General features: G+C 68.4%; 19 protein-coding genes. 9 read left to right on the top strand and 10 right to left on the bottom strand.

All coding sequences use genetic code 11. The features are described from left to right. The first annotated feature begins 1 nt into the window (after nucleotide 1). The 3 genes from AC5P6H_RS00155 (at nucleotide 2) to AC5P6H_RS00145 (ending at nucleotide 2,402) form a co-directional block, all read left to right on the top strand. Nucleotides 2-466 (top strand): lysis system spanin subunit, encoded by a 465-nt coding sequence (locus AC5P6H_RS00155; protein ID WP_134809199.1) that lies wholly within the window; start codon nucleotides 2-4, stop codon nucleotides 464-466. 49 nt (nucleotides 467-515) lie between these two features. Beyond that, a complete protein-coding gene (locus AC5P6H_RS00150) occupies nucleotides 516-1,379 on the top strand; it encodes an alpha/beta hydrolase (RefSeq protein WP_495202205.1) in 864 nt (287 codons plus the stop codon). An 84-nt stretch (nucleotides 1,380-1,463) separates the two neighbouring features. Next, nucleotides 1,464-2,402 (top strand): alpha/beta hydrolase, encoded by a 939-nt coding sequence (locus AC5P6H_RS00145; protein WP_049440328.1) that lies wholly within the window; start codon nucleotides 1,464-1,466, stop codon nucleotides 2,400-2,402. A gap of 8 nt (nucleotides 2,403-2,410) precedes the next feature. Here AC5P6H_RS00145 and AC5P6H_RS00140 read toward each other — a convergent pair whose 3' ends face one another. Together AC5P6H_RS00140 and AC5P6H_RS00135 are read right to left on the bottom strand one after the other, a co-directional pair. Beyond that, nucleotides 2,411-2,833 carry a response regulator gene (locus tag AC5P6H_RS00140; protein ID WP_014648113.1) on the bottom strand — a complete coding sequence of 141 codons (423 nt, stop codon included), beginning with the start codon at nucleotides 2,831-2,833 and terminating at the stop codon, nucleotides 2,411-2,413. 92 nt (nucleotides 2,834-2,925) lie between these two features. Beyond that, nucleotides 2,926-3,693 carry a CPBP family glutamic-type intramembrane protease gene (locus AC5P6H_RS00135; protein WP_053496107.1) on the bottom strand — a complete coding sequence of 256 codons (768 nt, stop codon included), beginning with the start codon at nucleotides 3,691-3,693 and terminating at the stop codon, nucleotides 2,926-2,928. Nucleotides 3,694-3,842: 149 nt separating this feature from the next. On the opposite strand from AC5P6H_RS00135, the gene AC5P6H_RS00130 reads away from it, so the two are divergent. Continuing rightward, complete coding sequence (locus AC5P6H_RS00130) at nucleotides 3,843-4,148, top strand: TFIIB-type zinc ribbon-containing protein (protein WP_046432080.1); 306 nt, start codon at nucleotides 3,843-3,845, stop codon at nucleotides 4,146-4,148. A 78-nt stretch (nucleotides 4,149-4,226) separates the two neighbouring features. Here AC5P6H_RS00130 and AC5P6H_RS00125 read toward each other — a convergent pair whose 3' ends face one another. The 6 genes from AC5P6H_RS00125 to AC5P6H_RS00100 form a co-directional block, all read right to left on the bottom strand. Further along, nucleotides 4,227-4,739 carry a GNAT family N-acetyltransferase gene (locus AC5P6H_RS00125; RefSeq protein WP_111206107.1) on the bottom strand — a complete coding sequence of 171 codons (513 nt, stop codon included), beginning with the start codon at nucleotides 4,737-4,739 and terminating at the stop codon, nucleotides 4,227-4,229. An 81-nt stretch (nucleotides 4,740-4,820) separates the two neighbouring features. Beyond that, nucleotides 4,821-5,831, bottom strand: coding sequence for a copper resistance protein B (locus AC5P6H_RS00120; RefSeq protein WP_126411280.1), 1,011 nt, complete (start codon nucleotides 5,829-5,831; stop codon nucleotides 4,821-4,823). After that, on the bottom strand, nucleotides 5,828-7,639 hold the full coding sequence (locus AC5P6H_RS00115; protein ID WP_227864318.1) for a copper resistance system multicopper oxidase: 1,812 nt from the start codon (nucleotides 7,637-7,639) through the stop codon (nucleotides 5,828-5,830). The genes AC5P6H_RS00120 and AC5P6H_RS00115 overlap by 4 nt, the downstream gene beginning before the upstream one ends. A 75-nt stretch (nucleotides 7,640-7,714) precedes the next feature. Continuing rightward, nucleotides 7,715-8,098 (bottom strand): CopL family metal-binding regulatory protein, encoded by a 384-nt coding sequence (locus AC5P6H_RS00110; protein WP_049406146.1) that lies wholly within the window; start codon nucleotides 8,096-8,098, stop codon nucleotides 7,715-7,717. 204 nt (nucleotides 8,099-8,302) lie between these two features. Next, nucleotides 8,303-10,108 (bottom strand): DNA helicase RecQ, encoded by a 1,806-nt coding sequence (gene recQ / locus AC5P6H_RS00105; protein ID WP_032958973.1) that lies wholly within the window; start codon nucleotides 10,106-10,108, stop codon nucleotides 8,303-8,305. A 572-nt stretch (nucleotides 10,109-10,680) separates the two neighbouring features. Continuing rightward, nucleotides 10,681-11,229, bottom strand: a complete 549-nt coding sequence (locus AC5P6H_RS00100) for a Dps family protein (protein WP_005410730.1) — start codon at nucleotides 11,227-11,229, stop codon at nucleotides 10,681-10,683. 86 nt (nucleotides 11,230-11,315) lie between these two features. Here AC5P6H_RS00100 and hrpA point away from each other — a divergent pair, with 86 nt between their 5' ends. Then, nucleotides 11,316-15,398 carry an ATP-dependent RNA helicase HrpA gene (hrpA, locus tag AC5P6H_RS00095; protein WP_049440316.1) on the top strand — a complete coding sequence of 1,361 codons (4,083 nt, stop codon included), beginning with the start codon at nucleotides 11,316-11,318 and terminating at the stop codon, nucleotides 15,396-15,398. A 75-nt stretch (nucleotides 15,399-15,473) separates the two neighbouring features. Here the strand turns inward: hrpA and AC5P6H_RS00090 are convergent, their stop codons facing one another. Then, the gene (locus AC5P6H_RS00090; RefSeq protein ID WP_014648104.1) at nucleotides 15,474-15,998 is read right to left on the bottom strand and encodes a hypothetical protein; all 525 of its coding nucleotides are present in this window, start codon (nucleotides 15,996-15,998) and stop codon (nucleotides 15,474-15,476) included. A 130-nt stretch (nucleotides 15,999-16,128) separates the two neighbouring features. Here AC5P6H_RS00090 and AC5P6H_RS00085 point away from each other — a divergent pair, with 130 nt between their 5' ends. Together AC5P6H_RS00085 and AC5P6H_RS00080 are read left to right on the top strand one after the other, a co-directional pair. Beyond that, nucleotides 16,129-18,285, top strand: a complete 2,157-nt coding sequence (locus AC5P6H_RS00085) for a RelA/SpoT family protein (protein WP_032958977.1) — start codon at nucleotides 16,129-16,131, stop codon at nucleotides 18,283-18,285. Nucleotides 18,286-18,315: 30 nt separating this feature from the next. Further along, the gene (locus AC5P6H_RS00080) at nucleotides 18,316-19,881 is read left to right on the top strand and encodes a hypothetical protein (protein WP_495202204.1); all 1,566 of its coding nucleotides are present in this window, start codon (nucleotides 18,316-18,318) and stop codon (nucleotides 19,879-19,881) included. Here AC5P6H_RS00080 and AC5P6H_RS00075 read toward each other — a convergent pair. Further along, nucleotides 19,878-21,977, bottom strand: a complete 2,100-nt coding sequence (locus AC5P6H_RS00075; RefSeq protein ID WP_495202203.1) for a glycosyltransferase — start codon at nucleotides 21,975-21,977, stop codon at nucleotides 19,878-19,880. The genes AC5P6H_RS00080 and AC5P6H_RS00075 overlap by 4 nt on opposite strands. A 96-nt stretch (nucleotides 21,978-22,073) precedes the next feature. On the opposite strand from AC5P6H_RS00075, the gene mrcB reads away from it, so the two are divergent. Beyond that, on the top strand, nucleotides 22,074-24,512 hold the full coding sequence (gene mrcB / locus AC5P6H_RS00070; protein WP_032958979.1) for a penicillin-binding protein 1B: 2,439 nt from the start codon (nucleotides 22,074-22,076) through the stop codon (nucleotides 24,510-24,512). After that, nucleotides 24,509-25,045 carry a hypothetical protein gene (locus AC5P6H_RS00065; protein ID WP_014648099.1) on the top strand — a complete coding sequence of 179 codons (537 nt, stop codon included), beginning with the start codon at nucleotides 24,509-24,511 and terminating at the stop codon, nucleotides 25,043-25,045. Before mrcB ends, AC5P6H_RS00065 begins: the two co-directional genes overlap by 4 nt. Nucleotides 25,046-25,362: the final 317 nt, after the last annotated feature.

Here is a 25,362-nt window from a genome sequence, read left to right as displayed (position 1 = left end):
CATGCCGCGCATGCTGGTGGTGATGGCGTCGCTGCTGCTGTGGTCGTTGCTGATGTTCATGACTGGCTGGCGTTGGCGCGGTGATCGCAGCGACCTCGCGATGGCGCGTGCCGATGCGGAGCAACAGGCCGGCGCGGTGCAGTCCGAACGGCGGTTGCGCCGGGATCAGGAAGAACGGAGCGAGGCGATGGCCTCACTGGGGGAACAACATGAACAGGATCGTGAGCGCGCGGCCGAGGTGGATGCCGATGTGGTGGCTGCCCTGCGCGCTGGCACTCTCCGCCTGCGCGACGACCTCGCCGCGTGCCATACCGGCCGTCTGTCCGAAGCCGCCGCCCGCACCGGCGAACGTGATGCGGGCGCCCAGTTACGAGCAGAGGTTGCGGCAGCGCTTGTTCGAATCGGACGCGATGCCGACGACCAGCTCCGTGCCTGCCAGGCCGTGATCGAACTGGATCGCCGTTGAGGGCGCCGGCGCAGTTATGCTGGCCGTCCTCTCGAAAATGGAAGTTCGCATGCGCGTCGTCGCTCTCTCCGCCCTGATCCTGCTGGCCGCCGCAGGGCCGGGCCTCGCAGCTGTTCCTACCGTGCCGGCAGCACCGCCGGCATTGACCGCTGCGGCCGCACCACTGGTGATCGGCGAGACCTTCACCGTGCAGTCGAAGGCACTGGGCGAGACCCGCCGCATCAATGTCTATCGTCCGCAGCCCTGGGGCCTGGATCCGAAGGCGCCGCTGCCGGTGCTGTACATGGCCGATGGCGGCATCGGCGAGGATTTCCTGCATGTGGCAGGGCTGGTGCAGGTGCTGACCGGCAATGGCAGCATGCGTCCGTTCCTGCTGGTCGGCATCGAGAATACCGAGCGCCGCCGCGACATGACCGGCCCCAGCAGCGACCCGCAGGACCAGAAGATCGCGCCACGCATCGGTGGCTCGGCGGCCTACCGCAGCTTCCTGCGCGATGAACTGATGCCGCAGGTACGCCAGCGCTACCCGACCACAGACGAGCGTGCGCTGATCGGTGAGTCGCTGGCTGGCCTGTTCGTGGTCGAGACGCTGCTGCAGGAGCCGACGCTGTTCAACAGCTATATCGCGCTGGACCCCAGCCTGTGGTGGAACCGTGGTGCGATGCTGGCCGGAGCATCCCGGCAGCTGCCGGCGGTGACGCGTGCACAGCCGCACGTGTTCCTGGCCAGCAGCGGGCAACCGGAACTGGCCGCCTCCGCGGCACGACTGGCCGCGCTGCTGCAGCAGGCCTCGCCGTCGCCGCTAGTGAAGTACCTGCCGCTGCCGGAGGAAACCCACGCGACCTTCTACCACCCGGCCGCATTGCAGGCGCTGCGCACACTGTTCCCGGCGCCGCCGCCGGCCTCGCCCTGACCGCGCGTGGCGCGGCGCCGCGCGACGTGTGAGGATGCGGTAGCGACGCCACCCGGGTACGTCGCCCGCAACGGGAGAGTGTGGATGCAGCGTGTGCGTGGATGGAGTGTGGCGGCCTGCCTGGCCATGGGGGGCTGTGCGATGTCGGTGGCGCCACCGGCAACTCTGGATGAAGCGAAGGAAAGCGCGGCCACCGCCGCGCAGGGCGTGGTGCTGCCGGATACCGAGGCGCTGCGCGTGCACGACCCGGTGGGACGCGATTACCCGATCTGGGTGGCGTTGCCGGCCGACTACGCCGCACATCCGGAAAAGCACTATCCGGTGCTGTACGTGACCGATGCGCTGTACAGCTTCCCGCTGGTGCGCAGCGTGCGCAACCTGGTCGGGCAGAAGGGCGTCAACATCGAGGATTTCATCCTGGTCGGGCTGCCGCCGCAGGAAGGCCTGACCTCCAGGCAGAGCCGCTCGCGGGATTACACGCCGAGCGATCCGGCGCGCACCGATCCGCGTGACTATAGCGACGACGTCAGCTACGGCGGCGCCGCGCATTACCGCGACTTCCTCGCCGAGCGCGTACTGCCGCTGATCGATGCGCGCTACCGCACCGATCCGGCGCGGCGAGCCTATGCCGGTCATTCCTATGGCGGCCTGTTCGGCGCCTACGTGCTGACCACGCGCCCGGACATGTTCCGCAGCTACATCCTGTCCAGCCCGTCGCTGTGGTTCGACAACCATCGGGTGCCGCGCATGTTGGCCGAAGCCAAGGCGCCTGCGCAGCCGACCACGGTGGTGCTGTCGATCGGCAGCTTCGAAACGGTCAAGCCGGAGCCGCGCTATTTCACCCGCAACGACATGCTGCGCCACAACGCCGAGTTCGCCGAGCAGCTGCGCAGCAGCGGGCGATCATTGAAGGTGGAGAACATGGTGATCGACGGCGAGGACCATTTCACCGTCTACCCGGACATGATCACCCGCGCGCTGCTGAAGGTGTTCCCGGGTACCGGGCCGTACAGCAGCGGTTGATGAGTGCCTCAGGCCGCCTGTGCGTCCGGCCCGGTCAATACGCCCACATCGGCGTGCCGGAAGCACAGCCGGATCGCGTCGAGCAGCTCGCTCATGTTGTAGGGTTTGGGCAGGAAATGGATGCCGTCGCGGAGCTGCGGCAGCACCTGGTGCTGGTCCATGCCCGACGTCACCAGGATCGGCAGCTGGGGATACAGGCTGCGGACCCGGTTGGCGGCTTCAATGCCACTGATCGCACCCAGATTGACGTCGGTGAACAGCAGGTCGAAACGCTCACCGGCCGCCAGCAGGCCCAGCGCCGCTTCGGCAGAGCTCACGCCCACTACGTGGCAGGCCTGGCTTTCCAGCGCCAGTCGGCTCAGCTCGCGGGTTTCCTCGGCGTCCTCGATGAGCAGGACGCGGGGTTCAACGTGGCGCTTGGACAGCAACATGACGCGACAACTCCGGACAGCAACGGTGAAAAGGCGCGCAAGTATGCGCAAGCCGGTAGTGATCCCGACGTGCACGGCAAGCTAAGCGGGCGTTACAGGCCTCTCTGGCGCCTGAGCCGCACGTGCCAGGCCAGCACCGCCACTGCGAGCAGGGCGGTGCCGATGCGCAGGCCGGTGGCCTGCCAACCCAATGCGATGGCGTCATCGAGGCTGAACACATTCCAGGCCAGGTTCATCGAAACATGCAGGATCAGGCCGCACCACAGGGTGTCGCCGTCGAGGTGGTCGAGCCAGGCGAAGATGAAGCCGCCCAGCGCGATCACCGCGCCAATGAACAGTGCGATGCCGCCGCCGTCGAACCCGCCGAAGCCGAGCCAGTGCACCATGCCGAACAGCAGTGCCTGCGGCAGCGCGAGCAACGGCCACGGACCGCGCACGATCTTCACCAGCAGCACGAAGCCGAGGCCACGGAACAGCACTTCCTCGGCCAGCGGGAACAGCGCGGCCAGCATCGTGGCATCCAGCGCAGTCAGCGCCGTGTTCGGAGTTCCGAGCAGCGCCAGTCCCAGCCAGCAGGGCAGGCTGGCCAGCAGCACCCACAACGGGCCGCCCCAGCCGTTTCCGCGCAGTCCCAAGCTGGCCATCAGGCCCATGTCACGGGGCCGCAGCAGCGCGGCCAGCAGCAGTGCCACCAGTACCGCCAGCGCGTTGTCCAACAGGCTGCCGCCATAGGGGATGGGCAGTGCGGGAACCGGTGTGCCGATGGCCGCGGCGATATCCCGCAGGTTCAGGCCAAGGCCGACACCCAGCAGCACCAGCAACAGGCGCGCGGTGGTGGGCAGGCGGGACAACACGGTCATGTACGCATTCCCTGCGGGACAAGGGCGCAGTGTGCCGCGCGGTACGCGTGTGGGCACGCGCCGGAAGTCCCTGTGCCATCGGTCACGCGTTGCCGCACAGTCATCGCGGTGCAGGTACAGTCGAAACCAGACCGACAGGAGCAATACCGATGCTGTGCCCCGTGTGCAAGACCCAGACGCTGCAGATGGCCGAACGCCACGGCATCGAGATCGATTACTGCCCAAGTTGCCGCGGCGTGTGGCTGGATCGTGGTGAGCTGGACAAGATCATCGAGCGCGCAGGCGCCGGTGCGGCCGTACCGCCGCCAGCGCCCGTGCTGGCTCAGCCGGCGTCGCCGCCACCGGTGATGCACCGTGATACCCGCCACCTCGGCCAGCGCTACGAGGACAACCGGGGCCAGGGCTACAAGAAAAAGAAGAAGGACAGCTTCCTGTCGGAACTGTTCGATTTCTAGTTTGTAGCGTCGAGCCATGCTCGACTGGATATTGCGGCCCCTGGCCAAGCATGGCTCGACGCTACATGGGCTGCATGATCACGGCCGCCGCAGGATGAACTCGCGGTCGTGGGTATCACCGACGATGAAGTCGTACTCGCCGACCTTGCTGCAGCCATAGCGCGCGTAGAAGCGCTGCGCGCCGAAGTTTTCTTCCCATACGCCCACCCACAGGGTGCGGCGCCGCGGCTGGTCCAGCCAGGCCATGAACGCGTCCATCAGGCGTGCACCATGGCCGCCGTTCTGGTGTGCGGCCAGGATGTAGAACCGCTTCAGTTCGATGTCGCCCTCGCGTGCATCGGCATGCGGCAGGGTGTTGGCACCGGCGGCCAGGTAGCCGACCACGGCGTCGCCGTCCATCAGCAGCCAGATGGCACTGCGTGGGTCGGACAGTTCAGTGCGCTGCGGTTCGCTGCTGTAGTGCGCCTGCAGGAAATCATGCAGCTCCTGCGCGGGGTACGAGTCGCCCCAGGTTTCGGTGTAGGTGGTGATGGCGATCGCCGACAGGGCATCGACATCGGCAAGGGTGGCGCGGCGGATCTGCAACGACATGGCGGTGCCTGCACTGGAACGTGGCGCAGTGTAGCCGGCCCCGGCGGCTGCCGGGGCTGGCCATTGCGCACGAGCCGCTGCTCAGAACCACATGCGCACGCCGGCCACCCAGCGTGTGTCGCGCGCGTGGTCACCGGCGTAGTCGGCGGTGTCGCCAAACGTGCGCTCGTGGCTGATGCCGATGTATGGCGCAAAACGGCGGCTGAACTCATAGCGCAGGCGCAGCCCGGCTTCGACCTTGTTCAGTCCGCGACCAATGCCGTACTCCGGTTCATCCCTGGCAGCGACGGTGGCTTCCAGCAGCGGCTGCAGGATCAGGCGGTTGGTCAGCAGCACGTCGTACTCGACCTCGGCCTTGGCCAGCACCTGGCCGCCGGAACCCATATACAGCGTGGCCGAGCTCTCGAACTTGTACGGTGCCAGCCCCTGGATGCCGATGGCCGCCCACGTGCGCGAGTCGGCCGGGCGGAAGTCCTGGCGCACGCCGACCAGCACGTCCCACCACGGCGACACGCTGCGGCCATACAGTGCTTCCAGCGACGATGACTCGGTGCGGCCGCGGCTGCGTTCGCCATCGGTGCGCAGCCACAGGCGGTTGATGTTGCCACCGATCCAGCCGGTGGCCTCCCAGGCCTGGCCATTGCTGCTCTTGCCGTCCCAATGTTCGAGGCGGTCGATCAGCAGCAGGCTGTTGATCTCCGGCGCATGCTCCATCGCACCGTGCGCGATCGGTGGGAATGCGGCAGCGCGGTCGGCATCGGTCGGCACCGGGATGCGGGCGCGCGGTTCGGTGGGCGCGGGCGTGGCATGGCCCATTGCCCCGTGGTCCATCTGCGAATGGTCCATCGCCGCCGGTTGCATCGCGCCATGGTCCATCTTCGAGTGATCCATGCCGGCATGATCTGTGGCGCCCGAATCCATCTTCGAATGGTCCATCTTCGAATGATCGGCCTGTTCGACCGGCGCGTTGGCGGTCTTTGCGGGCGGATCCATCGCGGCCATGTCATGCCCGGCGTGCGACTGCGCGAACACCGGCAATGCGGCGGCCAGGCCCAGGGCCAGCAGGCTGGGGGAAAGCAGTGAGCGGCTCATTCTTCGATCCTCACTTCGCGCATCATGCCCGCTTCCATGTGGTACAGCAGATGGCAGTGGTAGGCCCAGCGGCCGAGCGCATCGGCGCGCACGCGGTAGCTGCGGCGGGTGCCGGGCGGCATGTCGATGGTGTGCTTGCGCACCTGGAATTCCTCCTGCGCGTTCTCCAGATCGCTCCACACGCCATGCAGGTGGATCGGGTGCTGCATCATGGTGTCGTTGACCAGCACGATGCGCATGCGCTCGCCGTAGTTCAGCCGCAGCGGTTCGGCGCTGGCGAACGGAATGCCATCGAACGACCAGGAGAATTTCTCCATGTGCCCGGTCAGGTGCAGTTCGATCTCACGGCTGGGCTCGCGGCCATCGGGGTCCTCGAACAGGCTGCGCATCGCGCCATAGGTCAGCACCTGGCGGCCGTTGTCGCGCAGGCCGATGCCGGGGTCGTCCAGCTTCGGTTCGGTCGCCGAGCTCTGCATGTCCACCAGCGGGTTGTTGCGCTCGCTGGGCGGGTGCTTTGGCGCCTTGCTGGCGGCATCACCGCCGCCATGCGCACCGTGGCCCATGCTGGCGCCGCAGCCGCCTTCCATGCCCTTCATCGCGGTCATGTCGTGGCCGCCGTGGCCACCACTGCCCATGTCGTGGCCCATGTCGCTCATCGTCAGCAACGGGCGCGGGTCGCGCTCGGGAATCGGCGCCTGCAGGCCATGGCGCACCGCCAGCGTGCCGGCAGCGTGGCCGGTGCGGCCCATGTCCTGGCAGAAGATCGTGTAGGCATCCTGGCCGCTCGGTTCCACCAGCACATCGTAGGTCTCGGCCGGCGCGATGCGGAATTCATCGATGCTGACCGGGTGGATGTACTGGCCATCGGCGGCGACCACGGTCATCTTCAGGCCGGGAATGCGCACATCGAAGTAGGTCATCGAGGCGCCATTGATGAAACGCAGCAGCACCTTCTCGCCGCTGCGGAACAGCCCTGTCCAGTTGCCGGCCGGGGCGGTGCCGTTCATCAGGTAGGTGTAGGTGTGGGCGTTGATGTCGGAGATGTCGGTCGGCGTCATCCGCATCCGCCCCCACATGCCACGGTCGGACAGCGCGGCTGACCAGCCCCCGCGCTTCACGTCACGCAGGAAGTCAGGCAGGGTGCGCTTGTAGTAGTTGTCATGCTCGGCGAGCTTCTTCATGCGCCGGAACAGCGCACCCGGATCCATGTCGGTCCAGTCGGACAGCATGATCACGTGCTCGCGGTCGTGCCTGTACGGCGCCGGTTCGGCCGGATCGATGATCAGCGCGCCGTACAGGCCGGCCTGCTCCTGGAACATCGAGTGGCTGTGGTACCAGTAGGTACCCGACTGCTTCAGCTGGAAGTGGTAGTGGTAGGTCTCGCCGGGGCCGATGCCGTTGAAGCTCAGGCCGGGCACGCCGTCCATGTTGGCCGGCAGCAGGATGCCGTGCCAGTGGATCGAGGTCGGGTGGCGTTCCAGCGTGTTGCGCACGAACAGGTCCACGGTCTGGCCTTCGCGCCAGCGCAGGATCGGCGCCGGCAGCGATCCATTGACGGTGATCGCCGGGCGGGTGCGGCCGGTGAAGTTGGCCAGTGATTCGCCGATGGCCAGTTCGATGCGGGTGTCGCTGAGCACGGCTGGGGCGCCGGCCAGGCGCGGGGTGGCCGTGGCGGCGGCGAGCGCGCGCTGTGGTACGCCGACGGCGGCGATGCCGGCAACCACGCCGCCGGCGGCCAGGCCCTGCACGAACAGGCGGCGCGACGGCATGGGCACGGCGCCCGGACCGGGGGGAATGCGGGTATTCATGGTGGTGACTCCAGACACGTAAAGACGCCGGCAGGTGGCCGGCTACGGTGCGCAGGGCGCACGGTGCATGTGGAATCAGCCGATGGGAGGGCGTGAGATCGGCGGCAGCGGCGGCGCCGGACGGCCGGTGGCCGGCATCGGCTGTGGTGCCAGCGACAACGCCGGGCCGGCCATGAACGGCAACGGCTGCACCACCAGCAACGGGTGCTGGGCACAGCTGCGCACGCAGTCCTTGATCTGGCAGTGGGCGTCGTGGGCGGAGGCCTTGGCCTGCGGGGCCGGGTCGGCCTGCATGCCGGCGTGGTGGTGGCAGTCGGCGTCACCGCCAGCTGCGGCGGCCGCGACGGCGTGTGCCATCCGCCCCATTTCTTCATGACCGCTGGCCATGGCCGCGTTCAGCCCGTTGAGCAACAGGCTGAGCATGAGCACGACACGAAGCAGGGTCGAGGCCAGGGACATGGCGCTAATCTAGCCGCAAGCGGGCGCGGATGCACTTCCGGCTGAATGGCCGGTTCAAGGTTGGAGCTGCACCAAGGTGGAGCCGGGCCCGCGCTCGGCTGCTGTTCGCGCAGGGGCAGCCGAGCGTGGGCTCGGCTCTACCGGGGCGCCCGCGTGCCGTTGGGACCATGCCCGGCGGCCGCGCAGCGCGGCAACGCGATACCGTCAGCCCTCTTCGCGCACGATCTCGACCAGGCGCGGGCCGTAACGGCTCAGCTTGGTGCCGCCGATGCCGCCGACCCGTGCCAGTGCATCCAGGCTGGTCGGGCGCTGTTCGGCGATGTTGCGCAGGGTGCTGTCGTGGAAGATCACGAACGCCGGCACGTTCTGTTCGCGGGCCAGTTCGGCACGCAGGCCGCGCAGGGCGTTGAACAGCGCCAGATCCTGCGGCAGTACCGACAGCCCGGTACGCTGCGCACTGCGCTCGCGCCCGCTGGTGCTGCTGGCCGGGTCGCGGCGCATGCTGATCTGGCGGCGGCCGGTCAGTACGTCGCGGCTGGCGTCGGTCAGGCGCAGGCCGCCGTGGCCCTCGCTGTCCACTTCCAGCAGGCTGGCGGCGACCAGTTGGCGGAACACGCTGCGCCAGGTGCGCGCATCCAGATCGCGACCGATCGCATAGGTGCTGAGCTTGTCGTGGCCCTGCTGCTTCACCTTCTCGTTCTCGCTGCCACGCAGGATGTCGATCAGGTGGCCGACGCCGAAGCGCTGGCCGCTGCGGTAGACGCAGCTCAGCGCCTTCTGTGCCGGAATGGTCGCGTCCCACGAGGCCGGCGGTGTCAGGCAGTTGTCGCAGTTGCCGCAGGGCTGGGGGTAGGTCTCGCCGAAACCGGCCAGCAGCACCTGGCGGCGGCACTGCATGGATTCGCAGTAGCCCAGCAGATGGTCGAGCTTGGCCCGCTCCAGCTGCTTGCGCTCTTCGCCGGCCTCGGACTGCTCGATCATCTGCTTGAGCAGCACCACGTCGCCCAGGCCGTAGCACAGCCAGGCCTCGGCGGCCTCGCCATCGCGACCGGCGCGGCCGGTTTCCTGGTAGTAGCCTTCCATCGACTTGGGCAGGTCGGTATGCGCGACAAAGCGCACGTCCGGCTTGTCGATGCCCATGCCGAAGGCGATGGTGGCGCACATCACGATGCCGTCCTCGCGCAGGAAGCGGCGCTGGTTGTTCGCGCGCACGTCCGGCGGCAGGCCGGCGTGGTAGGGCAGGGCGTTGAAGCCCTGGCCGCAGAGGAATTCAGCGGTCTCCTCGACCTTGCGCCGCGACATGCAGTAGACGATGCCGGCCTCGCCGCGGTGGCTGCGCAGGAAGTCGGTCAGCTGCTTGCGGGCGTTGTCCTTCTGCACCACGGTGTAGCGGATGTTGGGGCGGTCGAAGGAGCTGACGAAGTGGCGTGCTTCCTGCAGATCCAGGCGCTCGGCGATCTCGCGCTGGGTTGGCGGATCGGCGGTGGCGGTCAGCGCGATCCTCGGGATCTGCGGCCAGCGCTCGTGCAGCACGGTCAGCTGGCGGTATTCCGGGCGGAAGTCGTGGCCCCACTGCGACACGCAGTGTGCTTCGTCGATGGCGAACAGGGCGATCTGGCTGCGCGACAGCAGCGACAGGAAGCGACCGGTCAGCAGCCGCTCGGGAGCGACATAGAGCATGTCCAGCTCACCGGCGAGCAGTTCGCGCTCGACGCGGCCGGCAGTCTCGGCATCCAGGGTGGAATTCAGGTACTCGGCGCGCACGCCGAGCTGGCGCAGGGCTTCGACCTGGTCCTGCATCAGCGCGATCAGCGGCGAGATGACGATGCCGCAACCGTCACGCAGCAGGGCCGGGACCTGGTAGCACAGCGATTTGCCGCCGCCGGTGGGCATCAGCACCAGGGCATCGTGACCGGCAGCCACATGCTCCACGATGTCCTGCTGCGGACCACGGAAATCGTCGTAACCAAAGACGCGTTGGAGCAGGTCGTGCGCGGGACGGGAAGCCATCCGGTTAGTTTACCCCGGAGGGAGGGGTAGGGGTTCGGCAGGGCTGCGCCCTGCACCTGCTGCAAGCCAGTGCAACGTCAAAGGCAACAGCCGGCTCTGGGCTGTCTGCTTATTGGGCGGGGCGGTGTGGGCTTGCAGGACACGCCGTAAACCCGTCCTTGGGGGCTCGATGGCGCCATCCATGGCGCCAACGGTCCTGCAAGCCCACACCGCCCCACCCCCGACAGTTTCCCGGTGACGGGGGGCCAGATCAATCCACGCCATGCGTGGATGAAAACTGTCAGAACTCGACAAACAAAATGGGGTCAGATCCGTTTTCCTGCGGAAAACGGATCTGACCCCAATGGTTTTGCCGGCAGATCGCGGAGAACTGCCGAAGGCGGGGTGGGTCCGGTGGCAGGGGTGTCCGCGGCATGGATGCCGCGGCCAAGCCCCCAAGGACGGGTTTACGGCGTCCCCTGCCACTGGCCCCATCCCGCCTACCCACAGGAGGCCAGCTTTTGCTCTGGCTCTGGCCTTGGCTTTAAGGCCTCTGCGGGTGCAGGGCGCAGCCCTGCCGGGCCCCCCAACTCTTACTGCAGCAGCGAGCGCAGCATCCAGGCGTACTTCTCGTGGGTCTGCAGCCGCTGGGTCATCAGATCCTCGGTCGGGGCGTCGTCTCCCTTGGCCGCCACCTCCAGCACTTCACGTGCCGTACGGCAGACTGCTTCGTTGGCGACCACCAACTGGCGTACCATTTCACGCCAGTCCGCGCTGTCGGTCAGGCCCGGTTCCTCGGCGATCGAGGTCAGCGCAGCGAATTCCCGGTAGGAGCCCGGGGCATTGAAGCCCAGCGCGCGGATGCGCTCGGCCACGTCGTCCAGTGCCGCCCACTGCTCGGTGTACTGCGTCTCGAACATGGTGTGCAGCGAGTTGAACATCGACCCGGTCACGTTCCAGTGGAAGTTGTGCGTCTTCAGGTAGAGCGTGAACGCATCGGCCTGGAAGCGCGACAGACCGTCGGCGATCTTCTTGCGGTCGCCCTGGGTGATCCCGATATCGATGTTCGGCGCCGACGGGGCCGCCGCTGCAAGCTTCTGCTTGCCGGTCTTGGCCTTGGTCGTGCTCTTGGTCTTCGCCATGGGGTTCCTCCTTGTGGAATCGTTGGCCTTCACAATAAACCGGTCGTGATGACTGGTCGCTATCAAAGTTTTGAACGAACCGATTGATGAACTCTATCGATAAAAATCCATCGTCCCGCCTGCGCCAACAGCGCGCCGCCATCGACGGCGCCATGAGCCGCGACCGGGGCCGTTTGCTGGGGATGCTCTCGCGTTGCCAGGCCAAGCCACAGGATGCGGCGTTGGCCGCTACCTTCGAGCAGGCCTTGCAGGCGTCGGTGCAGCGCCGGCAGGTCCGGGCGCAGCAGCAGCCGTCCATTACTCTGGACCCGCAGCTGCCGATTGCGCGTGAAGCCGACGCCATCATCGGGCTGATCCGCGACCATCAGGTGGTGGTGATCGCTGGTGAAACCGGCTCGGGCAAGACCACCCAGCTGCCGAAACTGTGCCTGGCCGCAGGCCGTGGCCAGGCCGGCATGATCGGTTGCACCCAGCCGCGACGGATTGCCGCACGTGCGGTGGCAAGCCGCGTGGCGCAGGAACTGCAGAGCGAACTGGGCCAGCTGGTCGGCTACCAGGTGCGCTTCAACGACAAGGTCAGCGACGACAGCCGCATCAAGTTCATGACCGACGGCATCCTGCTGGCGGAGATCGCCAGTGACCGCTGGTTGTCGAACTACGACACGATCATCGTCGACGAGGCGCACGAACGCAGCCTCAACATCGATTTCCTGCTGGGCTACCTGAAGCAGCTGCTGCGCAAGCGCCCGGACCTGAAACTGATCGTCACCTCGGCCACCATCGATACCGAACGCTTCGCCCAGCATTTCGACAATGCGCCGGTGATCAGCGTCGAAGGCCGCACCTACCCGGTGGAAGTGCGCTATCGCGCGCTGGAAGGCGAGGGCGAAGACCAGGGCGAACGCACCGTCAACGACGCCATCGTGTCGGCCATCGACGAGATCACCCGCCTGGATGCGCGCGGCGACGTGCTGATCTTCCTGCCGGGCGAACGCGAGATCCGCGATGCGCACCAGTCGCTGGAGCGCCGCAAGTACCGCAACACCGAGGTGCTGCCGCTCTATGCGCGGCTGTCCAACCAGGACCAGGACCGGGTGTTCAATCCCGGGCCGAACCGGCGCATCGTGCTGGCCACCAACGTCGCGGAGACCTCGCTGACGGTGCCGCGCATCCGCTACGTGGTCGATCCGGGCTTTGCCCGCGTCAAGCGCTACAGTCCGCGCAACAAGCTGGACCGCCTGCACATCGAGCCGATCTCGCAGGCCAGCGCCAACCAGCGCAAGGGCCGCTGCGGCCGTATCGCCGAGGGCATCTGTTACCGCCTGTACGCCGAAGCCGATTTCCAGGCGCGGCCGGAGTTCACCGATCCGGAAATCCGCCGCTCCAGCCTGGCCGGGGTGATCCTGCGCATGCTGCAGCTGGGCCTGGGCCGCATCGAGGAGTTTCCGTTCCTGGAAGCGCCGGACGAGCGTGCGGTGGCCGATGGCTGGCAGCAGCTGACCGAACTGGGTGCGATCGACGCCGAGCGGCGCATGACCACCATCGGCAAGCAGATGGCACGCCTGCCGGTGGACGTGAAGCTGGCGCGCATGCTGGTCGCCGCGCAGGCCGCCGGCTGCCTGCGGCCGATGCTGGTGATCGCCTCGTTCCTGGGCATCCAGGACCCGCGCGAACGTCCGCCCGAAGCACGCGGTGCCGCCGACAGCGCGCATGCGCAGTTCGCCGATGGTCGTTCCGAGTTCGTTGGCGTGCTGCGCCTGTGGGATGCCTACCGGCAGGCCCATGAAGACCTGACCCAGTCCAAGCTGCGCGACTGGTGCGGCCGTCATTTCCTCGGCTTCCTGCGCATGCGCGAGTGGCGCGAGCTGCACCGCCAGCTGCGGCTGCTGTGCGAGGAACTGGGCTGGAAGGAAGAGGCCAGCGAGGCGTCGATGGCGCCGTTGCTGGCCGGCAGCAGTGCGCCGGCGGCAGCGCGTGATGATGCCGCCGCAGTGAAGGCCACCCGTGGCCAGCTGCACCGCGCTGCACGCCTGGCCCGCGAAGGCAAGGCCGAAGCGGCGCCGACGCCGGTGGCCGTACGTGCACAGAAGGAGCAGGCACCGGCGGGCGGCGGCTTCAGCGAACGCGTGCGCGCGGCTGCCTACCAGACCCTGCACCGGGCGTTGGTGGCGGGCCTGCCGACGCAGATCGGGCACCGCACCGAGAAGGGCGATTTCCAGGCGCCACGCCAGCGCCGTTTCCTGCCGTTCCCCGGTTCGGCGCTGTCCAAGCGCCCGCCGCCGTGGTTGCTGGTGGCCAACCTGCTGGACACGCAGAAGGTCTGGGGCATGACCCTGGCCGCGATCGAGCCGGACTGGGTCATCGCCGAACTGCCGCACCTGCTGCTGCGCAAGCACTTCGACCCGCACTGGTCGCGCGCGCAGGGCCAGGTGCTGGCCTCCGAGCAGATCAGCCTGTTCGGCCTGGTGCTGGCACCGAAGAAGCCGGTGCACTACGGCCGCATCGCACCGGGCGAGGCGCACGACATCTTCGTGCGCCAGGCGCTGGTGACCGGCGAGATCAACACCCGCGCCAGCTTCGTGGCCGACAACCAGAAAGTGCTGGAGGTCGCCCGCGAGGAGGAAGCGAAGCTGCGCCGCGCCGGCATCGTGGCCGACGAGGACTGGCAGGCGCGCTGGTACCTGGACCGGGTGCCGCCGCAGATCCATTCGGCCGCAGGGCTGGATACCTGGTGGAAGGGGCTGGCGCCGGAACAGCGCAAGACCCTGCACTGGTCACTGGTCGACCTGTTGCCGGGTGAGGGCAGCGAACAGGAGCGCTACCCGAAGTACCTGCCACTGGGCCAGGCGCGCCTGCCACTGCACTACCGCTTCGAGCCGGGTGCCGATGATGACGGCGTGACCCTGGACGTGCCGCTGCACCTGCTCAACGCGCTGGACCCGGTGCAGCTGGGCTGGCTGGCGCCTGGCTTCGTCGCCGACAAGGCTTCGGCACTCATCCGCAGCCTGCCCAAGGCGATGCGCCGCAACTACGTGCCGGCGCCGGACTTCGGTCGTGCGTTCTTCGAGGCATTCCCGCAGCCCAGCGCCGATGCCATCACTGGCGAACTGGCGCGCTTTTTGTCACGTGCCACCGGCGCGACGGTGACGGCGCTCGATTTCGAACCCGCTTCGATCGAACCGCACCTGCACATGAACCTGCGCCTGCGCGACGAGCACGGCAAGGTGCTGGCGACCTCGCGGGATCTGGATGCGTTGCGCGCGAAATTCGGCGGCCGTGCCGGCGATGCCTTCGCTGCACGGGCGGGGCGCGAGATGGCGGCCGATGGCCTGCGCACGTTCCCGGCCGCGCCGATTCCGCTGCAGGTGCCCGGTGAAGCCGGCGTTCCGGCCTATCCGGCGCTGCTGGACGAGGGCGACAGCGTGGCGCTGCGCATCTTCGCCGATCGCCAGCAGGCGCAGGAGGCCCACCCGCTGGGTGTGCGCCGGCTGCTGGAGATTGCCCTGGCCGAGAAGGTCAAGCAGGCGCGCAAGCAGCTGCCGGTGGGTGCCAAGACCGGCCTGCTGTATGCCGCGATCGAATCGCAGGAACGCCTGCGTGGAGACCTGGTGGATGCGGCGATGAACGCGGTGCTGGCCGAAGGCCTGGAAGACATCCGCGATGCGGCAGCCTTCGAGCAACGCCGCGAGCATGCGGCCAAGGCCCTGTTCGGCGAGGCGATGTCGCGGCTGAAACTGGCCGAGTCCATCCTGGCGCTGGTGGCGGAACTGAAGCCGTTGCTGGAGGCGCCGTTGATGGGCTGGGCGCGTGGCAACCTGGACGACATGGAAGCGCAGCTGGCCGGGCTGATCCACCCCGGCTTCCTGCGCGACACGCCGGCCGACGCGCTGGCGCAGTACCCGCGCTACCTGAAGGCGATGATCCTGCGCACCGAGCGTGCCAAGCGTGATCCGCCGCGTGACCAGGCGCGCATGCTGGAATTGCACCCGTTCCTGGAGGCGCTGGAAGCGGGCGAGCAGCAGGGCCTGCGTGATCGCCCGCAATGGCAGGCGCTGCGTTGGGATCTGGAAGAGCTGCGGGTGTCGTTGTTCGCGCAGGAGCTGGGGGCACGCACCGGCATTTCGGCGAAGAAGCTGGCGCAGCGGGTGGCTGCACTTCGCCAGGCGTGAACGCGCGCCATGGTCGCCCCATCGGGCGACCATGGCCGCCGGGCATGGATCCGGCACGGCCGGAATGCCCGGGAGTTACTTGGTGCGACGAACCTTCGGTTGCACGTTCACCCCGTCCACCTTCATGTACCAGGCGCCCATCACGCCTGGGCGCATGCTGACGTTCGGCGCTTCCTTGCGGCCACCGGAATAGTGCGTGGCGTCTATCTGCTCCCACTCCTGGCCGTTCTGCAGCACGTAGCGGCGGCCCTGGCCGAAGCCACGGAATTCGCCCTGCAGGGTGCTTTCGATCGGTTCGCTGCTGCCGAAGTCCAGGAAGCCGCGGTTCTTCTTGATCACTTCCTGGCGGCCTTCTTCGCGCGCTGCGGCGACGGCCTGGGTGGTGGCCGCCTCGACCTTGCCCTGCAGCCAGCGGTTGAGCGTGGCCAGTTCAGCGGCGCTGAGCTTGTCCAGGCCGGCGGCCTTGAACTCGGTGGGCGACATCTGCTGCTGCAGGTCGCCCTCCACCACGCGCTGGGCCAGCGCAGGCGCGGACAGGGACAGCAACACGGCGGCACAGGCCAGCAGCCGTGGACGGACGCGCAGGGCAATCGAAGGCATGGCGGGTCTCTCCTGGATGTGTTGGCGAGTGTAGCGGCATGTCTTCATGCCAGGTGATGGTGGCCGCAGTGATTGTCCCTGAACGGCGCCGGCGCTAGTGTAGGGGCCTCTGTCTTGCCTGCTCGATGCTGTGAACCGCGCTTCCGTCCCTGGCCTGGATGCCTTGTTGAACCGTCCCTCGGCAGCGGTGCTGCCTGCTCCGCTGCGCCAGGCCCTGCGCGAGCATTGGGAAGCGCCGGATTGCGACCACCAGATGCGTGCCACCTGGTCGGTGCTGGGCGATACCCTTGATGCGCTGGCGATGCTCTCGGCCGACGAAGGCGCGGTGGTGGCAGCATTGCTGTTCGACCTGCCGGGCCTGCGCGCCAGCCTGGACCAGCTGCCGCTGGGCAGCCACCAGGCGGCGGTGATCGGCCTGCTCGATGGCCAGGATGCGGCCGACCCGGTGTGGGCGCTGCACGCCGGCCGTGAGGCCGGACGCAACAGCGAGGGCCTGCGCCGGCTGCTGCTGGCGATCATCCGCGACCTGCGCGTGGTGCCGATCCTGCTGGCGCGCCAGCTCGCGAGGATGCGCGCGGCCGACAAGCTGGACGACGAGCAACGCCGCGCGCTGGCCCAGCTGACCCGCGACATCCACGCGCCCCTGGCCAACCGCCTGGGCATCTGGCAGCTGAAGTGGGAGCTGGAGGACCTGGCGTTCCGCCACCTGGAACCGGAAACCTACCGCCGCATCGCCCGCGAGGTGGACGAAACCCGCATCGCCCGCGAGCGTTACGTCGAGAACGTCAAGAAGGTGCTGTCGCGCGAGCTGGTCGCCCAGGGCATCAAGGCCGAAGTCAGCGGCCGCCCGAAGCACATCTACAGCATCTGGCGGAAGATGCAGAAGAAGCGGCTGGCCTTCGACCAGCTGTATGACATCCGTGCGGTGCGCGTTATGGTCGACGACGTCGCCGCCTGCTACGCCGCGCTGGGCGTGGTGCACGCGCTGTGGGCGCCGGTACCAAGCGAGTTCGATGATTACATCGCACGCCCGAAGGCCAACGACTATCGCTCGCTGCATACCGCCGTGGTCGGCCCGGAAGGTCGCACCATCGAAGTGCAGATCCGTACCCATGAAATGCACTCGCAGGCCGAGCTGGGCGTGGCCGCGCACTGGAAGTACAAGGAAGGCGGCAAGGGCGCGGAGAAGTCCTTCGATCGCAAGATCACCTGGATGCGCCAGCTGCTGGAGCAGGCGCAGGACGGGCAGGGCAATGAACTGGCCGGGGCGCTCGATGCCGAGCTGACCGAGGACCGGGTCTATGCGCTGAGCCCGAAGGACGAGGTGCTGGACTTGCCGCAGGGCGCTACGCCGCTCGATTTCGCCTACCAGGTGCACACCATGGTCGGGCACCGCTGCCGCGGCGCCAAGGTCAACGGCCGTATCGTGCCGCTGACCTATCGCCTGCGCAGTGGCGACCGCGTCGAGATCCTGACCGGCAAGGAGGCCGACCCGCGCCGCGACTGGCTGATGCCGGCCAATGGCTTCCTGGCCAGCAACCGCTCGCGCGAGAAGGTGCGCAGCTGGTTCCACAAGCTGGACCGCGCGCGCAACGTGCAGGCCGGTCGCGAGCTGCTCGAGCGCGAGCTGAAGCGGCTGGGCCTGCAGCACTCGGACCTGGCCGTCGCGGCCAAGAAGTTCCATGCCGACAGCGTCGATGACCTGTACATCCAGGTGGCGCTGGGCGATACCGGCCCGAACCAGGTCAGCCGGACGTTGCTGGAGGCGGAACGTGCCGCCAGCCAGCCCGCGCCCGCGCCGACCCTGCCGCGGCCGACCGCGCGCCGCGAGAACCTGGGCAAGTCCAAGTTCACCGTGCAGGGCGTGGGCAACCTGCTGGTGCAGCTGGCACGCTGCTGCCAGCCGGTGGCCGGCGAGCCGATCGTCGGCTACCTGACCCGTAGCCGTGGTGTCACTGTGCATCGTGCAGACTGCGCCGCGCTGGCCCGGCTGGCCGCCGCCAGCCCGCAGCGCATCCTGCCGGTGGAGTGGGGCCAGGCCGGTGGCGGCTACGAAGTGGACGTGGTGGTCGACGCGGTCGACCGCCGCTGGCTGCTGAAGGACATCACCAACCTGATCGCCCAGGAAGACGCTTACGTGCTCGACATCCACAGTGACAACGTGCGCAACAGTGGCCGTGCCCATCTGCGGCTGCGGCTGAAGGTCAGCGACTACGGGCAGTTGTCGACGCTGCTGGGCAAGCTTGATGCGCTGCCGGGCGTGAGCGAGGCACGTCGCCTCGGCTGAGCTTCACGCTGCCCCGGCTACCCTGCACGCATGGAACGCGAGCCCCCGCATCGCCCGCATGGCGCTGAACATCCTGCGCTGGACCGCGTCCGTCGCGAGGGTCGCTGGTGGTGGCTGCAGGCACGCCATGCGCGCCGGGTCTGGCGCTGGGCGCTGCTTGCGGCGCTGGCCGTGTTCGTGCTGCTGGTCCTGCTGCGCAAGCCGCTGGCCGACTGGTTCTGGGATGAGCCGCAGATCGAACAGCTGCTGGCCGAGGGGGATCGTGCGCTGGCCGCCGGTCGTTTGAGCGATGCCGATGGCAGTGGTGCGCGCGAGCGCTACCAGGCGGTGCTGGCGCTGGACGGTGATCGCCCGCAGGCGCGCCAGGGCCTGGCCAATACCGGCGCGGCAGCGCTGCAACAGGCGCGCGATCGCCTGCACGCCGGTGACCTGGACGGCAGCGCGCAGGCACTGGCACTGGCCCGTGAGCTGCAGGTGCCGCAGGGCGAAGCCGATGCGGTCGCCCGCCAGCTGCAGGCGCGGCGCAGTGCCGGAGCCGGTATTGGTGCGTTGTTGGCCCAGGCGCGCAACGCGTTCGCGGCCGGACGCCTGGATGATGGCGACAGCAGTGCGCTGCCCTTGTTCCAGCGCATCCTCGCCCTGCAGCCGGACAACCTGCCGGCGCTGGAAGGGCGCGAAGATGCGCTGAGCGACCTGCTGCTGGAGGCGCGCACGCTGGCAGGGCGCGGAGAGCTGGCCGAGGCGGCCGCGATCCTGCGTCGTGCCCGCCAGTTCGATGCCGGTCATGCCGATCTGCCGGCCAGCGAGGAAGCCCTGGCGCGCGCGGTGGACCAGCGCCTGCGGCAGGCGCAGCGGGCACTGCAACGACAGCAGCTGGACGCCGCGGCCCAGGGTTTCCTGGCAGTGCTTGCGGTGGCGGCCGATGATCCCAATGCCCAGCGGGGGCGTGAGCAGGCGCTGCAGGCGGTGGTCGTGCGCAGCCAGACATCCGCCGACGACTTCCAGTTCGATGCGGCGCAACGCGATGCAGCCCTGGCGGCGGAGCTGGGCGCTTCGCAGGCAATCCGGCAGCAACTGGCACAGCGCCTGCAGCGTGCGCGCCAGGCGCAACAGGCCCTGCAGCAGCCCGCGATCAGTACGGCGCAGCGCGAACGCCAGCTGCGCGACCACCTGCGCAAGATCGAGCGTGCCGAACGTGCAGGGCAGTGGATCAGCCCACCGGGGCACAGCGCGTTCGACGCACTGCGCGAAGCCCAGTCACTGGCCCCCCGCGACACGCGGGTCAAGGCTGCCGCAGCACGCCTGCTGCCCGCCAGTCGCCGCTGCTTCGACGACAATCTGCGGCAGAACCGGGTACAGGCGGCGGGTGCCTGCCTGCAGGCCTGGCAGACGCTGTCACCGACCGCAGCGGGCCTGCCCTCGGCGCGGCTGCGGTTGGCCCAGCGCTGGCTGGCGATCGGCAGCGAACGGCTCGGCAATGGCGACCTGGCCTTTGCCGCGCACGCTGCCGAACAGGCGCGGTTGCTGCAACCGGACCTGGCCGAACTGCCGGCGTTCGAAGACCGCCTGCGTCGCGCCGGTGGACGGGCGGACTAGGCGAAGAACACCCGCTGCACGGTCGCGCGGGCGGCATCAAGTGAGAAATGCTGGGCGACGTTGGCCAGGCCGGCATCGGACAACTGCTGCCACAGCTGTGGATCCTGGTACAGGCGGATCACCGCATCGGCGAAACCGACAGCGTCATCGGCCACCAGCACGTCCTGGCCGGGATGCAGGTGCATGCCTTCCACGGCGCAGGTGGTACCGACCACCGGCTGGCCGTGGGCCATGCTCAGGTTGATCTTGCCCTTCACGCCGGCGCCGAACCGCAGCGGCGCAATGGCGATGCGCGCGCCGTCCATGTAGGGCGTGATGTCTTCGACGAACCCGTGCATCTGCACACCGGGCTGGCGTGCGGCCAGTGCCAGCAGCGACTCCGGCGCCGCGGCGCCGATGCAGTGCAGGCGCACTTCCGGCAACCGGGCGCGGATGCGGGCAAAGACCTCGCCGATGAACCATTCCATGCCGTCCAGGTTCGGCGGATGACGGAAGCCGCCGACAAACACCAGGTCGCGCCGCTGCTCGAATACGGCGCCGGCACCCGCGACCTCATGCAGGTTGGAGATCAGCTCCACCCGCACCTGCGGCGCATCGGACTGCAGCTGCTCCCGTTCGGCCGCACTGACCAGCACGGTGATGTCGCACTGCTCCATCACGGCCAGTTCGCTGCTGCGGGTACGTTCCGCTGCACGCAGCAGGGTTGCGTCGCCGGCCACTTCGGCACCGCGGCGTTCGCGCAGGTAGTGCAGGTCAACGGTGTCGAACACGGTCCGTGCCTGCGGTGCATAGCGCTTGAGCAGCGGCAGGCATTCGTGGGCGACGTGGTGACGCACCAGCATTGCCACGTCGAAACGCGATCCGTGGCTGCGCAGCCAGCCGGCTACGCCGTCCAGGAAGGGCGCGTACCAGACTTCCACGCCCATCCGTTGCAGCGCTTCGGTGGCCGCACCGGCGTGCTCGCGCCGGGTCGGTACGAACACAACGTGGGCGCCGCCCTGCAGCAACAGGCGGATCAGATTGACCTGGCGCAGTGACCCGGAATCGCGATCCGGTTGCGGTACTTCCTCGTCCAGGATCAGCACCTGGCGCCGGCCGCGCAGCAGCAGCGCCGGAGACGGCACTTCGCCGACCGCCGGATGACGGCCCAGTTCGGTGGCCCAGCGGGCGGCGAAGATGGCCTGGTTGCGTACCTGGTAGGCCTTCACCCCGCTGCCGGTGTCGGTACCGTTGCTGGTGCCTTCGTCGTGGACCACCCGGCTGGCCGGCTGCACCAGCACGCGCAGGCCGTGTGCACGCACGCGGAAGGCCAGGTCGGTGTCCTCGTAGTAGGCCGGCTTGTAGCGGGTGTCGAAGCCGTCCAGCTGCTGCCAGAGGGCGCGTGGCAGCATCAGCGCCGCGCCCGAGCAGTAGTCGACGTCGCGCAGGCTGGCAAAGCGCGGATCATCGGCGGCCTCGAAGCGGCCGTAGCTCCAGCCACTGCCATCGGCGAAGATCACCCCGCCCGACTCCTGCAGGCGGCCATCCGGGTACAGCAGCTGGCTGCCGACCAGGCCGGCGTCGGGCACGCTGCCGAAGGTGTCCAGCAGGGCGTCGAGCCAGCCCGGCTGCGGCACCGTATCGTTGTTCAGCAGTACCACGTAGCGGCCGCGTGCGCGCGATACACCGTCATTACAGGCTTCAATGAAGCCGCCGTTGTGCGCGCGCACTTCATAGCGCAGCCCGGCCACCTGCGGCATCCACTGCACGGTGGCATCGCTGCTGCCGTCATCCACTACCAGGATCTCGCACGCGGCGGCCGGCGGGTGCGCCGCCAGGGCGCGCAGGCAGGCCACGGTGTGGGCGACGTGGTTGTAGACCGGGATGACGATGCTCACCTCCGGCGACTCGCTGAACGGCACCGTGAAGGGGGCGAAATCCTGCGCTGGCGGCAGGAACAGTGGCGTGCGCGGGGCGGGGACGGCGCGCTGGGCATGCACGCGGATGCGTTGCCAGGTGGCCCGCCAGCCACGGGTGCGCAGGCTTGCCAGGCTCCGGCGGGCCAGGCCCGACAGGCGGTTGATCAGGTATCGGATCTCGGCCAGGGACATCGCCATCCGGTTGCAACTCCAGCTTAAGCAGGGGAACCCGGGAGAATTCGCCAGCCGCAGCGGCTGGGGTAGACTCGCCAGACCCTACATTCTCGCATTCCCGTGCCCCGACGCTACGATTCCGACGACATCGACGATTCCGACGACGACCAGCAGGACAACGGTCCGCTGTGGCGGCGCCGGCTGATCACCTGGAGCATGGCTGCGGTCGCGTTGGGATTGGGTTTCCTCATTCCCTATACGCTGTACCTGAACCAACAGGTGACCCAGCGTTTCGGTGAACTGCGCTGGCAGATCCCGACGCGCGTGTACGCGCGCCCGCTGGTGCTCACCCCCGGCAAGGCGATGGATGCGTCTACGCTGAAGACCGAGCTGGCCGCCTCTGCCTACCGCGATGACGGGCAGGGCAAGGAGCCGGCCACCTATGCGGTGAACGGCGGGCGCTTCGTCATCTCCAGCCGCGGCTTCAACGACGTTGACGGCCGGGTGGCCCCGCGCCGGGTGGAGCTGTCGCTGGCCGATGGCGGCGTGGCCTCGCTGCGCGACGCCGACAACCGCAAGGCGCTGAAGGCCGCGCGGCTGGATCCGGCGCGCATCGCCACCCTGTACGGCCAGAAGCAGGAAGAGCGCCGCCTGATCCGCATGGACGAGGCGCCGGACCTGCTGGTGACTGGCCTGCAGGCGGTGGAGGACAAGGACTTCAACCGCCACCACGGCATCGACCTGTCCGGCATCGCGCGCGCGGTGTGGGTGACGATCCGTTCCGGTGGCCAGAGCCGCCAGGGCGCTTCGACGCTGACCCAGCAGCTGGCCCGCAGCGGCCTGCTCGGCATCGGCAAGGAGCAGACGGTCACCCGCAAGTTCAATGAGGTGCTGTACGCACTGATCATGGAAGCGCGTTATGACAAGCGCACCATCTTCGAGGCCTATCTCAACCAGGTGTACCTGGGCCAGCGCGGCAGCCAGGCGATCCATGGCATGTCCTCCGGCGCCGAGTTCTGGTTCGGCCGTGACCTGCAGTCGCTGGAGACCGAGCAGATCGCACTGCTGATCGGCCTGGTCAAGGGGCCGTCCTTCTACGACCCGCGGCGCAACCCGGAGCGCGCGCTGGATCGCCGCAACTTCGTGCTGGGCAAGCTGCATGAGGCCACGCTGATCGACGATGCCGAGTACCAGCGCGCGCTGAAGGCACCGCTGGGCGTGCCCAAGACGCCGGGCCTGGTGGCAGCCAACCGCTTCCCGGCCTACGTTGACCTGGTCCGCCGCCAGCTCGGCCATGACTATCCGGAATCGGCGCTGCAGGGCGCGGGCCTGAGCGTGATGACCGGCATGTCGCCGTCCGCGCAGGCCTATGCCGAAGGCGCGGTGACCCGCACCATCAAGTCGCTGGAAAGCAAGCGCCGCCCCGAGCTGCAGGCCGGCATGGTGCTGACCGACGTGCACAACGGCGACGTGCTGGCGGTGATCGGCAGCCGCGAGGTGTCCGAGGTCGGCTTCAACCGCGCGATCGAGGCGCAGCGTCCGGTCGGTTCGCTGCTCAAGCCGTTCGTCTACCTGCTGGCCCTGGCGCAGCCGGACCGTTACTCGCTGGCCAGCTGGGTGGATGATTCGCCGGTGACGGTGCAGCTCGGCCGCGGCCGCAACTGGAGTCCCGGCAACGCGGACAACCGCAGCCACGGCACGGTGCGCCTGATCGACGCACTGGCGCATTCCTACAACCAGGCCACGGTGCGCGTGGGCATGCAGGTCGGCCCGGAGCGCGTGACCCAGCTGATCCATGTCCTGGCCGGCATCAAGGCTGACGCCAACCCGGCGGTGATCCTCGGCTCGACCGACCAGAGCCCGTACGCGATGGCGCAGCTATACCAGTTCCTGGCGTCCGGCGGCGAGATCCAGCCGCTGCACGCGGTGCGTGGCGTGCTCGATCCGCAGGGCAAGCTGCTCAAGCGGTACGACAAGACCCCGGCACCGGCGCAGGAAGGCGACTCGATTGCCGCCAACCTGATCAGTGTCGGCCTGCAGCAGGTGGTCGCCAGCGGTACCGCGCAGCGGCTCAATGCCGATGGCCTCGGCCGCCTGCAGCCCGCCGGCAAGACCGGCACCACCAACGATGGCCGTGACAGCTGGTATGCCGGCTACACCGGTGATCACCTGGCAGTGATCTGGATCGGCAACGACCAGAACGCGCAGGCCGGCCTGTATGGCGCCACCGGCGCGATGCGGGTCTGGTCGGGCATCTTCCAGCGCCTGCCGAGCGCGCCGCTGCGGGTCAGCAACAAGGGCCTGGACTGGCAGTCGGTGGCCCCCACCGGCCTCAACAGCACCGATGAAGGCTGCCCCGGCGCGCGTCGTTTCCCGTTCGTGGTGGGCTATGCGCCTGCCTATGCGCCGTGCGCGCCGGCCGCGTCGCCGGAGGGGCAGGGCGAGGCCGACGGCGAGGGCGGTGGCTGGCGCAGCTGGTTCGGCCTGGACCGCAAGCCGGAAGCGCCTGCCGAACCTGCCGCGGCACCTGCCGCCGCCACTCCTCCCCCGAGCCGATGATGCCGATGAACATGCGATCCCTGCTGCAGCCCCTGGCCCTGACCGGCCTCAGCCTGGCCCTGGCCGCCTGCGTGAGCAGCGCACCACCGGTGGTCAAGCCGGTCGATACCACCACGCCGGCGCAGCGCCTGGCTGCGGTGGATGCTGCAGCGGGTCCGGACGACAAGGAATTGTCGGTACAGCCGCTGCGTGATTCGCAGGTGGAAGATCTGCGGGTGACTGCACTGGCACAACGCCAGGCGAACGACCTGGCCGGCGCGGCCAGCAGCCTGGACCACGCGCTGGAGATCGTGGCGGGTGACCCGGCAGTGCTGCAGGAACGTGCCGAACTGGCGCTGCTGCAGGGCCAGTGGGCGCAGGCGGAGACGTTCGCGCGCAAGGCGGTGGATCTGGGCTCGAAGACCGGGCCGCTGTGCCGCCGGCATTGGGCGACGATCGAGCAGTCGCGCCTGGCGCGGGGCGAGAAGGAGAATGCGGTGTCGGCGCATGCGCAGATTGAGGGCTGCACGGTGCCGGGGATCAAGCGGTACTGAATTTCCAGCCAACGGCGCAGCCCCTCGTGGCTGTGGGTTGGTCGCTGAAGCCAGAAGCAAAAGCCGCGCTTGGCCGGGCGGGGTGGGTTCGCGGGGGACGCCGTGAACCCGTCCCTGGGGGCTTGGCCGCGGCATCCATGCCGCGGACACCCCCGCGAACCCACCCCGCCCAACCTCTGACAGTTTCCGTGTGCGTCCAGCCACGGAAAAGAAAAAGAAAATCAAAAGCGGGTCGCGCGCTGCGCGCACTCGTTGTGGGGTCGTATCCGTTTTCCGCAGGAAAACGGATCCGACCCCTTCTTGTTTCCGTTCCACCC

The organism is Stenotrophomonas sp. YJH_SMC_110, assembly GCF_059369255.1.
The sequence above is the reverse complement of the archived record's forward strand: the minus strand, read 5'-3'. Positions and strand labels throughout refer to the sequence as shown.

What these genes read in the sequence shown, in the direction of transcription:
- AC5P6H_RS00155 (WP_134809199.1), top strand. Translation starts at nt 2, where the DNA reads ATGCCGCGCATGCTGGTGGTGATGGCGTCGCTGCTGCTGTGGTCGTTG.
- AC5P6H_RS00150 (WP_495202205.1), top strand. Translation starts at nt 516, where the DNA reads ATGCGCGTCGTCGCTCTCTCCGCCCTGATCCTGCTGGCCGCCGCAGGG.
- AC5P6H_RS00145 (WP_049440328.1), top strand. Translation starts at nt 1,464, where the DNA reads ATGCAGCGTGTGCGTGGATGGAGTGTGGCGGCCTGCCTGGCCATGGGG.
- AC5P6H_RS00140 (WP_014648113.1), bottom strand. Translation starts at nt 2,833, where the DNA reads ATGTTGCTGTCCAAGCGCCACGTTGAACCCCGCGTCCTGCTCATCGAG.
- AC5P6H_RS00135 (WP_053496107.1), bottom strand. Translation starts at nt 3,693, where the DNA reads ATGACCGTGTTGTCCCGCCTGCCCACCACCGCGCGCCTGTTGCTGGTG.
- AC5P6H_RS00130 (WP_046432080.1), top strand. Translation starts at nt 3,843, where the DNA reads ATGCTGTGCCCCGTGTGCAAGACCCAGACGCTGCAGATGGCCGAACGC.
- AC5P6H_RS00125 (WP_111206107.1), bottom strand. Translation starts at nt 4,739, where the DNA reads ATGTCGTTGCAGATCCGCCGCGCCACCCTTGCCGATGTCGATGCCCTG.
- AC5P6H_RS00120 (WP_126411280.1), bottom strand. Translation starts at nt 5,831, where the DNA reads ATGAGCCGCTCACTGCTTTCCCCCAGCCTGCTGGCCCTGGGCCTGGCC.
- AC5P6H_RS00115 (WP_227864318.1), bottom strand. Translation starts at nt 7,639, where the DNA reads ATGAATACCCGCATTCCCCCCGGTCCGGGCGCCGTGCCCATGCCGTCG.
- AC5P6H_RS00110 (WP_049406146.1), bottom strand. Translation starts at nt 8,098, where the DNA reads ATGTCCCTGGCCTCGACCCTGCTTCGTGTCGTGCTCATGCTCAGCCTG.
- recQ (WP_032958973.1), bottom strand. Translation starts at nt 10,108, where the DNA reads ATGGCTTCCCGTCCCGCGCACGACCTGCTCCAACGCGTCTTTGGTTAC.
- AC5P6H_RS00100 (WP_005410730.1), bottom strand. Translation starts at nt 11,229, where the DNA reads ATGGCGAAGACCAAGAGCACGACCAAGGCCAAGACCGGCAAGCAGAAG.
- hrpA (WP_049440316.1), top strand. Translation starts at nt 11,316, where the DNA reads ATGAACTCTATCGATAAAAATCCATCGTCCCGCCTGCGCCAACAGCGC.
- AC5P6H_RS00090 (WP_014648104.1), bottom strand. Translation starts at nt 15,998, where the DNA reads ATGCCTTCGATTGCCCTGCGCGTCCGTCCACGGCTGCTGGCCTGTGCC.
- AC5P6H_RS00080 (WP_495202204.1), top strand. Translation starts at nt 18,316, where the DNA reads ATGGAACGCGAGCCCCCGCATCGCCCGCATGGCGCTGAACATCCTGCG.
- AC5P6H_RS00075 (WP_495202203.1), bottom strand. Translation starts at nt 21,977, where the DNA reads ATGGCGATGTCCCTGGCCGAGATCCGATACCTGATCAACCGCCTGTCG.
- AC5P6H_RS00065 (WP_014648099.1), top strand. Translation starts at nt 24,509, where the DNA reads ATGATGCCGATGAACATGCGATCCCTGCTGCAGCCCCTGGCCCTGACC.